This is a genomic window from Termitidicoccus mucosus (assembly GCF_038725785.1).
Classification (GTDB): domain Bacteria; phylum Verrucomicrobiota; class Verrucomicrobiia; order Opitutales; family Opitutaceae; genus Termitidicoccus; species Termitidicoccus mucosus.
In genome coordinates this window covers 3540246-3555769 of record NZ_CP109796.1, presented here as the reverse complement: position 1 = coordinate 3555769, position 15524 = coordinate 3540246, and the positions used below count along the sequence as shown (strand labels likewise).

The following is a 15524-nucleotide window of genomic DNA, read 5'->3' as shown; positions in this document are numbered from 1 at the left end:
GGCGAGGGGAGACGCGGCATGCGTAGCGCAGGCATCCTTGCCTGCCGTCGTTATTTCTCGCGCGAAGCGCGGCATTTATTGGCTTCGTTTGGGAAGAAAAAAATCAGCGGCGCTTCGCGCCTTTCTGTTTCGACGGCAGGCAAGATGCCGGCACGCTGGGCATGAATAAGTCGCTAGTAATAGCGGACTTGTTTGATGGTTAATGATTTAGAACGGGCAGAGTGTGGCAGGTTGTTGCGGGGAGGGGAAGCAAAAAACAGCATTTTTGGCAACTTCCTGTCAACCTTCCGGAGGGACTTGGATACGGGGCGAGCCCCTTATTTGTATTCAAATCATGGATACAAATTCCCATTCGTTGATAATGCGGGAATCCGTCCGGCTGGTCGAGCCCCATTTTTGTCCCGGTATTTTTGGGGTTTCCATAAGTTGCTGTTGCGTGCCAATGGCGCGGATTCTTCCGCCGGTTGCCCTCCCGTCGGTCGGGGTCTTCCCGGTGATGCGGAAAGGCGGTTGTCGCCGTTGGGAAGCCTTTTGAAGTGGTGACGGCTGTCCGGCGCGGGTGGTTTGCGGCCTTGGTGCGCGTGCGCCGGGTGGCGGCATCATTGCGGTGGCGGGCGTTTTTTCGATTCCGTCAGGCGAGTCGGTTTGCAGGGGGCGCGGCGTCGCATTCTTGGCGCGGAGCGTTCGCGCCGGTCGCGCCAAAGGTGGCTTGAGTTTGGGGCAGGCGCGTCCGGCGGTGGATTGCATGGACGGGCGGCGGGAAGAAACGGAAACGCCGGCCAGCCAAAAGAGGCGCGCAAGCCGGTGGGCTGGCAACGCCAGCCCTGCGCGGGTCGCGGTCACGAGGCGTCTGCCGTGTTCTCTTTGTGCTGGCAGCGGCCAGCGAACCTCCGCGCCCCAGTAGTTGCCGGATCGGGTGTCGCGTGCAAGGTGGAGAGCGAAGCGGACCTTGCACGCGACGCCACAATCGGCAACGGGGCGCGATGTGAGGAAATTCCCAATCCGCAAGGTCGGCCATCCCGCAAGGGAAACATGACCAAAGTGAGCCTGCGCCGGGGCTCCCCTCACTCTTCCTTGGGTTTCCCGAACCGGGGTCATGCGAAGTCGAACATTTGCTGTCCAAGCGCGGCTTTGATTTGCTCGGCTTTCTCCGGCGTGGGCGGTTGTCCCTGTTGTGCGGCGGTGGATGCGATGAGAGCGGTTGCGAGCGGCATCATCGTTTCATTTTCGTTCCCGTTTTCGGATTGCGGCGCGTCTGTCTGGTTTTGTGCGGCGGCAAGTCCGGCGAAGAGATGGAGGCGTCCCCGGAAAACCCAGTGGATGTTCCGCCATGAGGCGAAGAATTTCATCGCGATGGTGTTGCCGTGGACAATCTCGACTGGGATACCCCAGAGGGTGCTGTTGATGAAGCACATGTCACAGGCGGTCTTGCTGATGTCGATGGCGGTGACCCGCAAACGGCAGCGGTTCTCCGGTGAGAGCGCCTTGGCGTAGGCCAGGATCATCGCTCCCGCGCCGCAGGCCGGTTCGCAGAGCGTGACGGGGCCTTCTGGCGGCAGCGATGAGTCACCGGCAAGCATGTGGGCGATCATCTCGCAGATGTTCTGCGGGGTGTGAAACTCGCCATTCCATTTCTGCCCTTTATGGGAGAGGGCCAGTTCCATGTAGTGACCGCCGAGCAAGTCGGTGAAGGGCTGGGCCTCCATTTCCATGACCAGTGCGGCAAGGGCGTGGCTGAAAATTTCCAGTTCGTTCCTGCTCCAGCGTTTGGCCTCTTCGAGGTATTCGGCTTCGCGGGTGCCGTGCGCGAGCGCGCAAGCGGCCAAAGATGCGAATGCTGTGAACACCGTGTGCGCGTCGTGGCGGCGGATGAGTTGCTCGAGCAACGGACGGAAGGTCGGGGTTTGACTCGTTTTCATGCGACGCGGCTTTCGTTGCTGAAGTGAAGTTTGCGGTCGTCGCCGATGTAGAGATCGACTTCGCCGAAGGACTCGCCGGCACGGGTGAGTTGCTGCATGGCGAACTCGGCAGGCTCGTCGTTCACGGACTCGTCCAAGTAGCCGCCGTGGTGGTTGCGGGTGAGCCAGAAGTCGTGGCCGTTGCGCTCGTCGTCGAGGTGGGTCAGATCGGTTTCGCATTCGCGGCAGAAGCAGGAGCATTCGACCCAGGCGCTGATGAGCGATTCGACCGCGAGGTCGGCGATGCCGTGGTCGCGGTCAAGCGGGGTGCCGTTGTCGTCGCTGGATGTCCAGAGCGCTGCGCCTATGTAGCCGCGAAGGACTCGGAAGAGCAGGGTTTCGCCAGCCTCGATGTGGTGGAGAAGTTCCCGGTGGATGGAGGCGCGCTTGCGGCCTTGGGGCAGGTGGAGTGTTTCCAACACGCAGGTCGTTTCGGTTGTCATGTGATTTGGCGGAATCAGGCGCAGTCCGCTTCCGGCGACATGCCGGGGTATTCGTGACAGCCTTGCCCGATTCACGTCGTTCCGAGGGCACACCCAGTCAAAGGACGCCGGAGCAGGTGCGGAGGCGTCCGGTGTGGAGCGCAGCCCGAGCTTGCGAGGGCGAGCAATACATTGACGGGTGTGACACAATTCGGAACACGCAGCAGGCAAGGGTTTTAAGCGTGGTGACGATGGAGTGCGCGGGTGCGCAACGCGATTTTCCGGGCGCAATTTTTCTCGATTGTATCCAAATATAAAATACGGGCTCGCGTCCGTCCGGCGTGATTGCCCGCGAGCGGTTGCCCGGATAAAAACACGACGAAGGCGGGCGCCGCCGCGCCGTGCGGGACGCCGCCGGATGCCGGTCAAAGCCAGCGGTGGTCAAGGGCGTCGCTGTTGCCGAAAAGCCGCCATGCGAGGTCATGCACCAGCGAGTGGCCGCAATCGAAACCACAACCCTCCACACGGATGGCCTCGCGTCGCGAATCGTATCGGGTGGCCAGCGCCTTGGCCGCGCTCCAGGTGATGCGCAGCGGCTTTTTTTCGCGCACGGTGTAAAGGTCAATCCATCGGCACGTGCCGCTCCTGCTGATGCGGCGGAGAAAGACGTAAACGGTGTCGCCGACCTTGAGGTAATTCTTGCGGAGTCTTTCGATGGCCTGGGTGCTTTCGGTTCTGGCGAGGTCGCGTTTGGTTCGAGCCTTTTGATTCATGTTCGGAAATGAAATCAGGCGCGGTCCGTTCCCGGCGGTGTGCCGGGTTATCCTCGGCCTCGCCCGATCTCGTCCGTCCGGACTCACATCGAGTCAAAGCCCGGCTGCGCCCCGCGCGGACGGGCGGTGTGGAGGCGAACGCCAGCGAGCTCTACATTGACCGATGTGATAGGGTGATTGTGGACGACGGGCAGGGCAGATTTCTTAATGCCCGGTGGCGTGTCACGCGGCCATTGTCCGCATTTCCGGCGGAGCAAAATGCGGAGTGTTTTCCCGCGCCAGGGGAGCATGGACGGCGGCGGGCGGAGGCGCGCAAAAAAAGAGGGCACCGCCTCACCGGCGGCGCGCGCGCACCCGCGCCCCGCCTCCGCCCGCCGACGTTCTGGCTCCCCGTCCGTGCGCCGGTGCGTCCCCGCGCCTCACGAGGTCGCGCCGCGCCACAAGGCACGCGGGGGCGCGGCGCGATTTTGTGAAGGTCGGGCAGTGCGGACAGGCGTCATGCGGTCGCGCCCGTGCGCCGTCCGCATGTCGCCGGAAATCCGGGTATTTGGAATGTGGATACCGCCCCTATTTCTTTTCGCGCGCCTCCGGTAGGCTGCGGTCATGCAAGGCCCGAAAAAATCATTGCCGGCCACGGCAAGGGGAGAGGCGTATTGCTCAAAAAGAACGCGAGTGCGTTCCGGGTGGGCGCGGCCTGTCCGCATTCTTCACGCGCGTGTCGCGAGGGAGGTGCTGCCATGCTGACGGCCAAGCCGCAGTTGAATTTGTCCAACGCGGAGGGGTATTTTCGCGAGCATCTGGCCACGGGAGACTACTACATGGACGGCCATGTGGTGCGCGGCGAGTGGCGCGGTGTCGCCGCGTCCATGCTCGGACTCGACGGCGTGGTGGATGAAAAAAGTTTCTTGGCGATGTGCGAGGGTCAGCACCCGGAAACCGGACAACTCTTGACGATGCGGCGCAACACGACCCGTCGGGAAGGCGAACACACGGTGTCGAACCGCCGCGTGTTTTACGACTTCACGATCAGTCCGCCGAAGTCGATTTCGGTGGTCGCGCTTTGGCAGGATGCCCGGATTATCGAACTCCATGACCGCGCCGTTCGCGCGATGGTGGATGAATTGGAAAAGTTCGCCGAGACGCGCGTGCGCAAGGACGGCGAGAACGGCGAGCGCGTGACCGGGGGAATCGTCGCCGCGTTGTTCCGGCATGACACCAGCCGGGAGCTTGATCCGCACCTGCACACGCACTGCGTGGTGTTCAACGCGACCTACGACTGGACGGAGGAAAAGTGGAAGGCGCTTCACGCGACGGGCATGTATCGCGCCCAAAAGTTCGCCGAGAATCTTTACTACCATGAGATGGCGAAGGGGCTCCGAAATCTTGGCTATGAAATCGTCAACACGCCGACCGGATTTGAGATTCAGGGGGTGCCGGAGGGCGTGATTGCCCGCTTTTCCAAGCGGCATCAGCAGATTGATGCGGAGACGAAAAAACGCATCGCGGAGGAAGGATTGCGTGGCAACGAAAAGGCTCTCCGCGCGCAGGTCGCGCAGGACAAGCGGCGGCGCAAAATAAGAAGCCTGTGCGCGGAAAAACTGCATCCGCGCTGGGCCTCGGAAATGCCCGCCTCCGAACATGAGGCGCTGGCAAAGTTGGAGCCGGCGCGCCTGCCGCCGCCGCTGCCGGTGGAGTCCTCGGAAAAATGCGGGCTGCCCGGATTTGTGGCATGGGCGGACGAGCACCTGTTTGAGCGGCGTTCGGTGGTCGGCGACTACGAGCTGATGTCGGCGGCCCTGGCTCGCGGGCGCGGTCAAAATTTTTCCTTGGAAGACTTGGAAAACGAGATGGCGAAGCGCGATTACATTCGCGATGCGAAGTCGCGCAAGCTGACCAACCGCGAGGCGCTGGTGTGCGAGTTTTCCCTTGTGCTCGACGCGCAAAACGGGATGCGAAGCCATGCCGCGTTCAACGCGGGGCATCAACCGGCGGAATCGTTGTCGGCGGAACAGCGCGGAGCGGTGCTGCGCATCCTGCGCAGCCGGGATTTTATCACGGTGTTCCAAGGGGCGGCGGGAGTGGGGAAAACATTTGCGGTGCGCGAGGTCGTGCGGGGGGTGGAGGCGGCGGGGCATCCCGTGCTCGTGTTCGCGCCGCAACACCAGCAGGCGGCAGATTTGCGTCGCGACGGCCTCGCCTCGGCGGACACTTTGGCAAAGCTGCTGGCGGGAGGCGCGGACGGGGCGGGAGGGCAACTGCCGCGCGGAGCGGTCGTGATTCTCGATGAGGCCGGGCAGATCGGCGGGCGCGACATGCGCGCGCTGGTTGACCAGGTGCGGGCCTGCGGCGGGCGGTTGATCCTGTCGGGCGACACGCGGCAGCAGGGTGCCGTGGCCGCCTCGGACGCGCTGCGTGCCATCGAGGAGCACACGAATTTGCAGACGGTGCATTTGAAAAAAATCCGAAGGCAGGACCCGGAGGCGGTGGCATCGCGGGAAGAAAAGGCGTTTGTGCGAAAATACCGCTCGGCGGTGAAGGCTGCGGCGGAGGGCCGGCTGGCGGCTTCATTCGACAAACTGGATGCAATGGGGTGCATTCGTGAACTTGATGCCGGCGAACGCATGGTGGAACTGGCGCGTGAATATTGCGGGGCGCTGAGCCGCAAGGAACGGGTGCTCGCGGTGGCGCAGACCTGGGATGACGTGCACGCGGCCAACGACGCCATCCGCGCGCGTCTGCGCGAGACCGGCAGGCTGGGCGCGGGCAGGCCGGTGGTGTCGTGGCAGTCGGTAGACTTGAGCGAGGCGCAAAAGCATGATGCGCGCTTCTACACGCCGGACTCAGGGGTTTTGTTCATTCGCGGTTACGGACGTTTTCAGCGGGGGGACTGGTGCGAGATTGCCGGTGCCGACGAACACGGCGTTACCTTGCGCAAGGACGGGCGCGCCACGACCGTGAGCTACAAATGCGCGGACCGCTTTGTCGTCACCAGGACGAGTGAATTGGAACTGGCGCGGGGCGACCGCTTGCAGATGAAGTTCAACAGTAAATCCGCCGACGGCGCGGCGGTTCGCAACGGCGAACTGGTGACGGTGCGGCGCGTGATGAAGGACGGGCGCATCCGCGTGCGTGATGACGCGGGAGTCTCGAAAACGCTCGCGCCGTCGCAGCGGATGTTTGTGCGCGGCTACGCGGTTACGACCTATGCCTCGCAGGGCAAGACCGTCGATACCGTGCTCGTCGCCCATGACGGCGAACAAGCGTCTATGATGAGCCGCCAGCAATGGTATGTGGGCATATCGCGGGCGCGGCGGAAAGTCGTCGTGTTTACCAGCGACAAGGAGGCGCTGCGGCTGAACGTCGAGCGCGAGTCCGACCGCGAACTGGCGCTGTCTGTCAAGCCCGACGAGGCGACCGCCGAGGCCGTGCGCCAGAGACTCAAGGAGGCATTTCAGCACCAGTTGTCGTTGAAGGCGCAGCAACGTTTGCACGAATCGCTCCGGCAATGGGTGCCGCCTCCGCAACAGAAACAGCAACCGCAACAAGACCAATCAAGGGGAATACAATTATGAGCCTGAAAAATGAAATCGAACGCCACCGCCTGGCCCGGGCCGCCGGTGGTAATATCACATCGTCCGGAAACGGCAGTGCCGCGTCCGAAAAACGCGAGACTTCGGCGACGCCACCGCCATTCCTGCGCCTCATAAGGCGGGACAAACAATGCTGGCTGCTTCCGTGGGCTTGTTTCCACGGCGTGAGTTACGAACCGGATGTAGCGACTGGCGATGGCACGGGCAAATGCGAGCACTTGCGTCTGGTCTTTATGAGCCACGATGTCTCCGTGCGCGGGCACAACCTCGGCGGCGTGGTCGATGCCATCGGAGCGTTCGCCCTGCGTGAATTGCGCGAGGTTTCGGAAAGCTACCAGGCTGCCACGGCGGGCGTCGCCGCACCCGCGCCTGTGGTTTCGGAAATAAACGTGGTGGCAAAATAAGCATGGTCGTTTCGTCCCTGAAAATGGTCTGAATGTCCAAGCCGGGCGCGGTGTTTTCGGGCATAATGGCGAGGCTGTGTGCAAGGTTGCGCGCGGCATTTGCACTTATGCTGTTTCGTTTTCTTCTCGCTGCCGTGAGCCTTGGCTGCGCGTTTTTCGCGCGGCGCGCCGCCATGCCGCCGGGCGCGGCGCTGGCGATGACGGCGGTGTTCGCCGTGTTTGCCGTCTGGCAGGTGGCGTGCGGTGTGATGGCGGCGCGCGGTCGCCCGCGTGTGAGGCCGATTCTGACGCTGGGCGGGTTTTCGTGGTCGCTGAATGATTTTTGCCGGGGCTGGCTGGTGACGGGCGAGACGGGTTCGGGGAAAACGCTCTCGGCCATCAACGCCATGCTCTGGCAGGTCTCGAAAAACTGTCCGCACTGGGGTGGCATCTGCATCGATGACAAGGGGCTTTACTGGGAGACGCTTTCGGCGATGTTCAGGCACCTCGGGCGCGAACAGGACTTGATTTTGCTGCAAGTGCGGCCGGACGGCGCGCCTGCGGATTGGGAGCCGCCGCACACGTTCAACTATCTTGAGGACGCGCGCCTGCCCTTTTCGGCCAAGGCGAAGGATGTCTGCGATGTCGCCGCCTCGCTCGGGCAGGACGGCGACCAGTCGTTTTTCAAGACACAGGCGGAAATCCAGATGGATTTTGCGTTTCAGGCGCTGGAGTGCGCCGGGTTGTCCGTCACGCTCAACCACGCCTATGAAATGCTCTCATCGGACGCATGGACGAAGGACATTATCGGCATACTGGATGAAAAAAACACGCCGGAGTCGCGCGAACTGATGGAGTATTACGAAACGCAGATCGCCAGCCAGCCGAAGGATCAACTGGGCGGCGTGCGCGGCACGCTGGCGAACCGGTTGAAGCATTTTACGCATCCCGACATCGCGAGGGTGTTTTGTCCCGAGAAATCAACGCTTTCGTTTGCGGAGATCGACCGGGGCAAGGTGATTTGCGTTTCGATTCCGCAACGTTTCAAAACGGAACGCAGATACATTCACACGCTGCTCAAGCTCGTGTTCTATTCGCATGTGCTGCTGCGCTTCGACCGCACCTCGAAGGAGCGGGCGAATGACAATTTATTAATATTATGGGCTGACGAGGCGCAAAAAATCGTGACGGCGAATCACGATGGCACGAGTGATTACAATGTCGTGGACGTGATGCGCGAGGCCAGGGCGACGGTGGTCGCGGCGACGCAGAGTTACACGTCGCTCATTCCGCCGATTGGCGACGAGCAAAAGGCCCGGGTTTTTATCGCGAACATGGCGAACCGCGTCATGTTCAAGGCCGCCGACGAGGAATCCGCGAAAATCGCGGCGGATACGCTGGGCAAGAAGAAGTATAGGAAACACAGTTATGGTTACTCTGCCGGCAGGCGGACATCCTCCTATTCCGAGGAGGAAAAGTATTATATAGAGCCGCACGAGTTTCGGCGGTTGCGGAAGTTTCAGGCGGTCGTGCAGCACTGCGAGGCCGGGTTTCGGCGCGTGGTGCTGCCGCCGCGCGATGCGGACGGGCGCGTGTGCGGATGGTTTCGTTAAGCTCGTTTTGCCATGAGAGAATTTCGACCCATTAAAAACATCGGCGATGACTGGTTTCGCCAGCGGCGCGAACAGCTTCGCGACCTCGGCGCGCATCTGCGCGGGCACATCAAGGGGCAGGCGCATGTCATCGGGTGCGTGGAATCGGTGTTGCGGCGCGGCGAACTCGGCCTCTCTCATCCGGGACGGCCCAAAGGCTCGTTCCTCTTCGTCGGCCCGACGGGGACGGGCAAGACGGAGATAACGAATGCGTTCACGGGGTATTTGTTCGGCGGGGCGAAGCCGCTGCGCTTTGACATGTCGGAATACCAAAACCAAGCCTCGGTTGAAAAACTGATTGGCGAGAAGGTCGGCGATATTGGCTTGCTTGGCCGGGCGCTGGCGAAGACGGAGGCCGCGCAGGGCGACGGTGGCGGCGGCAATGGCGGAACTCTTTTGTTTGATGAAATCGAAAAGGCGCATCCACTCGTGCTGGACTTGTTTTTGCAGATTCTGGATGACGCGAGCATTACGCTGGCAAGCGGCGAGAGGAAAAACCTTTCGGGATATTATATCGTATGCACATCGAACATCGGCGCGGCGGAGGCGATGCGGATGCAGTCCGCACCGTTCGCGAGCATTGAGCGCACGGTATTGGCGCGGGTGAATCAAACACTGCGTCCCGAACTGGTGGGGCGCATGACGGAAAAGGTGGTGTTTGCGCGGTTGCCGTATGCGGTGCAGCGGGAGATTTGCGAGGCCATGATCGCGGGCGAACTGGCGCGGCTGCGCGGGCTCGGGCATGATTTGGAAATCACGCCCGACGATGTGGAGGCGATCCTGCGGGCGGGGTTTCACAAGACGCTTGGCGCGCGTCCCATGCGCAGCGCGGTCGAGCGATTCTTGCAAGACCGAGTGGCCGTAGCACTATTGATGAAAGCTGCATGCAAAATGCATTAAATGCATTGGCTGCATGACATCATTCCCAAATGGATTTTAAGGCCAAGATTAGTCCAGTGACGGTTGCGGAAACACACGATTGTGCAGCGCATGGCTTTGGCATGATGCTTCTACTGGTGTGATTTTCAAAGGTCGGCTTCCATGGCGGCTGCGGGCAAACTTGGCCGATGCAATCGGCGGGCCCATGCATCGGGATGCACACCGTTTGGGCGCAATGTGTATCCAACACACAGAATTGCCGCTTGCGACCAGCATCGGTTTCGTGCTGAAACCGTGCGTCCAATCCGGGCCGGATGGCGCTGATTGTCACCTGCTTATTGGAGTTTCACTGTGTCCACGATGCGTATTGCAAATTAAGTGCCATTTTTGTTTTTCAAGTCAATATTAATCATTATGTTATGAAATTTAGGCTACCATATCCTTGCCCGAAAAGTGCAAAGTGGCGTGTGCAAAAAATCCCTAATATTAGAGATGCGGCGGTTCCACGGTTTCTGATAACATGGAGCCCAAATCCAACCCGATTCAGCACCCTACCCAACAAGTCCAACCTCATCTTGTCGCATGACGAAAAAACTCCTTTCGCCCTTGGGCGCCGCGCTTTGCTCAACGATCAGGACTGGGCGCTCGTGCATTTATTGTCGCTGGAGAAACCCAAGCAGCGGTGTGGACCGTCGGCATCGATCCTGGGCTGCTCGCCAATTGCTACAACAATCATTACAACCCAAACATAATCATGCATAAGAAAATCATGCTGACAATAATCGGCCTGCTGGTGGCATCTTCGCTGTTCGCGGGTGACGACCGCGCGTCCCTGTTGTTTAATTTCGGATGGAAGTTTCACGCGGGCGACGCGGATGGCGCGCAATCCGCCGCCTATAATGACTCGGGCTGGCGCGCGCTTGATTTGCCGCACGACTTCCAGATCGAGCAGCCTTGGAACAAGTCTGCCAAGGGCTCGCGTGGGTTCAAGAAAATGGGTGCTGGTTGGTATCGCAAATCGTTCAAGGCCGATCCGGCGTGGAAAGGCAAACGCGTGGTGCTGGATTTTGAAGGAATCCTGCTGGCGGGCGATGTCTGGTTCAACGGGACAAAGGTGGGCGGGACGGATTACGGCTATCTCGGCTTCGAGGCCGATGTCACGAAATATATAAAATATGAGGATGGAAATGTGATCGTCGTGAGGGCCGACACCGGCAAGGACGGCAACTCGCGCTGGTATACCGGCGGCGGTTTATACCGCGATGTGCATTTATTGGTGAAAGGTGACATAGCCGTCGCCCGGCACGGCGTCTTTATAACAACGCCGGAGGTTTCGGAGCACAATGCCGAGGTCAGCATCCAGGTCGAGGTAGAGGGATTGCGCGGCAAACAATTGTCCGTGGGCATTGAGGCAAAAATCTACGCTCCCGATGGGCGGCAGGTCGCCGCGACGCATCGGGCAGCCCCGGTGAAATCAAGGAAACAGACGGATGAGGTCGCGCTTCCGGTCGTGAATATCAAAACACCGCAATTGTGGTCGTGCGAGACGCCTCATTTATATTCAGCGGTAATCACACTCACATTGGACGGCAAAATTGTTGACCGCGTGACGGAGACCTTCGGCATCCGCCACATCGAATTTTCGCCTGAATACGGTTTCAAGCTCAATGGCAAAAAAGTCATACTAAAGGGAATTGCCAATCACCACGACTTGGGCGCGGTGGGCGCCGCCGCCTACGAGCGGGCCATTGAGCGGCAGTTTGAAACGCTGAAGGCCTTCGGCTTTAATCATGTCCGCACCTCGCACAATCCCTACTCCAAGTCGTTTCTGCGCCTCGCCGACAAGCACGGTTTTTTGATTGTGGACGAACTGTTTGATAAATGGGGAGGCACAAGCTATTGGGCCGGGCGCGTTCCGTGGACGCAATTGTGGCCCGCGGCAATTCCCGAATGGATAAAACGCGACCGCAATCACCCGTCGGTGATCATGTGGAGCCTCGGCAACGAACTGCAAATGCGCGAGGATTTGGCGGGATACCCCACCGGCGACTGGGGCGTGACCAGCTACCGCATCCTTGACGTGTTGGTAAAACGCCACGACCCAACACGCAAAACGACGGTAGCCATGTTTCCGGCGCGCAAGGGGGCGATCAGGCACAGGGAACCTGAATTCAAGACCGTGATTGAGCCTCCCGAACTGTCGGTTGTCACTGAGGTTGCCAGCTATAATTACACTTATTACGCATTCCCGGAATATGCCAAACTGCATCCGCACCTGATTCTTTACCAGAGCGAGGCCGCGACGGCCGATATGGGAAAAGCCTACTTCGGCATGGATCTCGACAAGGTCGCCGGGCTTGCCTACTGGGGCGGCATTGAATACTGGGGTGAGTCGAAAGGCTGGCCGGCGAAGGGCTGGAATTACTCATACTTTGATCATTCACTTGAACCCTTCCCGCAGGCTTATTTTATCAAAAGCATGTTTGACGATGCACCGGTGGTGCGCATCGGGGTGGTGGACAAGGAGGAGGAAAGCATTGAATGGAACGATGTCATGGTGGGACAAATGCCCATGTCGTCGCATTGGAACCGCGCGCCGGGTGCCAGGCTGAATTTGGTCACTTATACAAATGCGGAGGAAGTGGAGTTGTTCATAAACGGCAAGTCTCTCGGTATCCAAAAAAATATAATTGATGATCCATCGCGCCGGAATGCCATTTTTTGGAAGGATATGCCTTACAGCGAGGGCAGGGTGGAGGCCGTGGCGCGCAACGGCGGCAGGGAGGTGGCCCGCCATCAACTCGAAACCACGGGGAAGGCCGTCGCCTTGCGGTTTGAGGCGGAAACTGGCGAATGGCAGGCCGACGGGCTTGATTTGCAGTATATAAAAGTGCGCGCCGTTGACAGCGAGGGTCGCGATGTGCCGGACGCTATCGGCGAGGTGACGTTTGAGGTGTCCGGCGCGGCCCGTCTGATCGCGGTGGATAACGGCGATCATCGCAGCGATGAATTACAAACGGAGACTGCACAATGGCCGCGCGCTCGCCATCCTCCGCGCCGGCCAGTCGCCCGGCGAAGTGGCAATCCGGGCGTCTGCTCCCGGACTAAAAAGCGCTGAGAAGATACTGATGGTTACAAGCCAGTGATGATAAATCATGACATGTTTTTGTTCTTAACCGGCGGGATATACGGCCATCTCTTTTCAGGTATGCATCCGCACTCATTTATAAAATTCGAACTGAATGAAAGCAAAGATTGACCAGATCCTGCTTTGGACCGCGGTATCGCTGGCTATCGGGGCTGTTTTCGTGTTGCCCGCCGCCACCGCGACACCCCAGGCCGGCGCCGATAAAATCCGCCATGAGGAAATCCACGTGGAGGCGCCGTTTTTCATGCCGCCAATCCGGGTTCCGGTTTTTCCCGAGCGCGATTTTATTATCACCGATTTTGACGCGAAGCCCGGTGGTGAAACCGACAACACCGTGGCTATTCGCAACGCCATCGCCGCCTGCCACGAGGCCGGCGGCGGGCGCGTTGTCATTCCCGCCGGCGACTGGCTGACCGGCGCCATTCACCTGCGCAGCAACGTCCGTCTCCACCTCGAGAAGGATGCCGTGCTCTCCTTCAGCGACAACCCACAAGACTACCTGCCCGCCGTGCAGTCGAGCTGGGAAGGCTGGGAGTGCTTCAACTACTCGCCCCTCGTCTATGCGTTCCGCTGCGAAAACGTTGCCATCACCGGCGAAGGTAAAATCGCACCCCGCATGGGCACATGGAAAAAATGGTCGGGCCGCCCGCCCGCGCACATGGAAGCACTCAAGCGACTCTACGCGATGGGATCGACCGGTGTGCCCGTTGAAAAACGCCAGATGGCAGAGGGTGAAAACAACCTCCGCCCCCAACTCGTCCAATTCAACCGCTGCAACAACGTTCTCATCGAGGGTGTGACAATCCGCGACAGCCCCTTCTGGACGATCCACCTGCTGCTCTGCGACTCCGTTGTCGTCCGCCGCATTGACGTCTCAGCGCACGGACACAACAACGACGGCATCGACCCCGAGGGCACGCGCAACCTCCTTGTTGAAAACTGTCGCTTTGATCAGGGCGACGACGCCATCGCCATCAAGTCCGGCACCAATCACGATGGCTGGCGGCTGGCCACGCCATCCGAAAACATCGTCATCCGCAACTGCACCGTTCTCAACGGGCATCAGCTCATCGCCATCGGCAGCGAACTTTCCGGCGGCATCCGCAATGTTTACGCGCATGATTGCCGCTTCGAGGCGAAAACAAAGAAGCCGTTCAACATTCTCTATGTTAAAACCAATCGGCGGCGCGGCGGTTTTGTGGAAAACATCACGGTGGAGAACATCGACGCATCCGCCACCAATTTTCGAATGGGTGTGTTCGGCATCGAGACCGACGTTCTTTACCAATGGCGCAAACTCGTCCCCGCCTACGAGGAGCGCCTCACCCCGGTACGCAATATCACGATGAGAAATATAAAGGTCGGCGAAACCTTCACACCGTTCCGCATTCTTGGCGACAGGGACCTGCCTGTGAGAAACGTGACGCTAGACGGCATCGCCATCAACACCGCCCGTGGCCAGAAGAACCGCTATGAGCACGCCGAAAATGTCACAGAGAAAAACATCACGATCGGCACCTTCATCGAGGAGCCCGACAAAGACAACCCGAACAGGTAAACCACAATGAGCATTGAAACCCATCAAGTTACTATAATGCAACGCATTCCGATGCGAGGCATCTGGCTGCTGGCCTCATTGCTCTGCATTGCGGGTCCGACCATCGTGCGGGCCCAGCGGCCGATCTTACCTGATTTCCACGCCGATCCCTCCGCCCGCGTTTTTAATGGTAAATTTTATATCTATCCCTCGCACGACGCTCCGGGAGCCAGAAACTGGAAGGGTATGGTGGACTGGCATGTCTTCTCCTCCGAGGACATGATCAAGTGGAATGATCATGGCGTCATTTTTGCCCTAAAAGACATTTCCTGGGCCGACACGGAGGCGTGGGCGCCGGATTGCATTGAACGAAACGGGAAATACTATTTTTATTTCCCCGCCGGCGGGCAAATCGGTGTGGCGGTTTCCGATTTCTCCACCGGGCCTTTTAAGGACGCGCTGGGCGAGCCACTGGTCAAAAAGAACGAGGCGGGCATCCGCTACATGATCGATCCGAATATATTTATTGATGATGACGGACAGGCATATCTCTACGTCGGCGGCGCCTATCAGCTTGGCGTCGTGAAGCTCAAGGAGGACATGATTACACGGGATGGGCCGATTCAGATTTTGGACATGCCAAGGTTTTACGAAGGTGTCTGGATTCACAAACGGAATGGCATTTATTATGCGAGCTATCCGACGAGGCCGCCCGGACAGAAGGCCAATGTGATGGTTTATAGCACGGCAAAGAGTCCGCTGGGGCCGTTTGAATACAAGGGAGAAATACTGGACAACCACTCGCTCAACGTCCACGGCTCGATCACGGAGTTCAAGGGCCAATGGTATCTCGTTTACCATGTTGCCGGTCCCAGCAACTGGGAGCGCCGCGTTTGTGTCGAACCGCTTTTTTATAATGAGGATGGCTCCATCAAACCCGTGACGATGACACCCATAAGTGAATTTGACTTCAGCAAGGGTGGGGACGGCTCGCCGAGTCATTCCGGCGGTCTCGGCGAGACCGCCCTGCCAAAGGGGTGAATATGATAGGCAATTGATATAAGGCGAGGTGAAGACGCCCTGCAAATACGGAACTATCCCTATCGCGCTGTCGGGGGAAGCTACCGCCACCGCGCCATCGCCATCGCAACGTCGAAAAATTTCTCCAAATCCCCCTGCTAA

At 59.5% G+C, this 15524-nt stretch carries 9 protein-coding genes and 1 pseudogene; 7 read left to right on the top strand and 3 right to left on the bottom strand.

What is annotated here, in order from left to right; genetic code table 11:
* Positions 1-1094 precede the first annotated feature (1094 nt).
* From OH491_RS12450 to OH491_RS12440, 3 genes are all read right to left on the bottom strand, one after another.
* Positions 1095-1919, bottom strand: a complete 825-nt coding sequence (locus tag OH491_RS12450) for an N-6 DNA methylase (RefSeq protein WP_342751048.1) — start codon at positions 1917-1919, stop codon at positions 1095-1097.
* Complete coding sequence (locus tag OH491_RS12445; protein ID WP_068770974.1) at positions 1916-2401, bottom strand: hypothetical protein; 486 nt, start codon at positions 2399-2401, stop codon at positions 1916-1918. The genes OH491_RS12450 and OH491_RS12445 overlap by 4 nt, the downstream gene beginning before the upstream one ends.
* Positions 2402-2805: 404 nt before the next feature.
* On the bottom strand, positions 2806-3153 hold the full coding sequence (locus tag OH491_RS12440) for a hypothetical protein (protein ID WP_068770975.1): 348 nt from the start codon (positions 3151-3153) through the stop codon (positions 2806-2808).
* 737 nt (positions 3154-3890) lie between these two features.
* Between OH491_RS12440 and mobF the strand changes: the two genes are divergently transcribed.
* The 7 genes and pseudogenes from mobF to OH491_RS12405 all read left to right on the top strand — a co-directional run bounded on the left by mobF (position 3891) and on the right by OH491_RS12405 (position 15383).
* Entirely contained in the window at positions 3891-6725 is a 2835-nt protein-coding gene (mobF, locus tag OH491_RS12435) for a MobF family relaxase (RefSeq protein WP_068770976.1), read from the top strand.
* Entirely contained in the window at positions 6722-7147 is a 426-nt protein-coding gene (locus OH491_RS12430; RefSeq protein WP_068770977.1) for a hypothetical protein, read from the top strand. Before mobF ends, OH491_RS12430 begins: the two co-directional genes overlap by 4 nt.
* Before the next feature lie 107 nt (positions 7148-7254).
* Positions 7255-8739 (top strand): type IV secretory system conjugative DNA transfer family protein, encoded by a 1485-nt coding sequence (locus OH491_RS12425; protein ID WP_068770978.1) that lies wholly within the window; start codon positions 7255-7257, stop codon positions 8737-8739.
* Positions 8740-8877: 138 nt separating this feature from the next.
* Positions 8878-9678 (top strand): AAA family ATPase, encoded by an 801-nt coding sequence (locus OH491_RS12420; protein ID WP_334319412.1) that lies wholly within the window; start codon positions 8878-8880, stop codon positions 9676-9678.
* Between the two features lie 733 nt (positions 9679-10411).
* Positions 10412-12803 (top strand): annotated as a pseudogene (locus tag OH491_RS12415) (glycoside hydrolase family 2 TIM barrel-domain containing protein).
* 96 nt (positions 12804-12899) lie between these two features.
* On the top strand, positions 12900-14363 hold the full coding sequence (locus tag OH491_RS12410) for a glycoside hydrolase family 28 protein (protein WP_084442291.1): 1464 nt from the start codon (positions 12900-12902) through the stop codon (positions 14361-14363).
* A gap of 36 nt (positions 14364-14399) precedes the next feature.
* Positions 14400-15383, top strand: coding sequence for a family 43 glycosylhydrolase (locus tag OH491_RS12405; RefSeq protein WP_342751047.1), 984 nt, complete (start codon positions 14400-14402; stop codon positions 15381-15383).
* Positions 15384-15524: the final 141 nt, after the last annotated feature.

What these genes read in the sequence shown, in the direction of transcription:
- OH491_RS12425 (WP_068770978.1), top strand. Translation starts at nt 7,255, where the DNA reads ATGCTGTTTCGTTTTCTTCTCGCTGCCGTGAGCCTTGGCTGCGCGTTT.
- OH491_RS12440 (WP_068770975.1), bottom strand. Translation starts at nt 3,153, where the DNA reads ATGAATCAAAAGGCTCGAACCAAACGCGACCTCGCCAGAACCGAAAGC.
- mobF (WP_068770976.1), top strand. Translation starts at nt 3,891, where the DNA reads ATGCTGACGGCCAAGCCGCAGTTGAATTTGTCCAACGCGGAGGGGTAT.
- OH491_RS12450 (WP_342751048.1), bottom strand. Translation starts at nt 1,919, where the DNA reads ATGAAAACGAGTCAAACCCCGACCTTCCGTCCGTTGCTCGAGCAACTC.
- OH491_RS12445 (WP_068770974.1), bottom strand. Translation starts at nt 2,401, where the DNA reads ATGACAACCGAAACGACCTGCGTGTTGGAAACACTCCACCTGCCCCAA.
- OH491_RS12405 (WP_342751047.1), top strand. Translation starts at nt 14,400, where the DNA reads ATGCAACGCATTCCGATGCGAGGCATCTGGCTGCTGGCCTCATTGCTC.
- OH491_RS12430 (WP_068770977.1), top strand. Translation starts at nt 6,722, where the DNA reads ATGAGCCTGAAAAATGAAATCGAACGCCACCGCCTGGCCCGGGCCGCC.
- OH491_RS12410 (WP_084442291.1), top strand. Translation starts at nt 12,900, where the DNA reads ATGAAAGCAAAGATTGACCAGATCCTGCTTTGGACCGCGGTATCGCTG.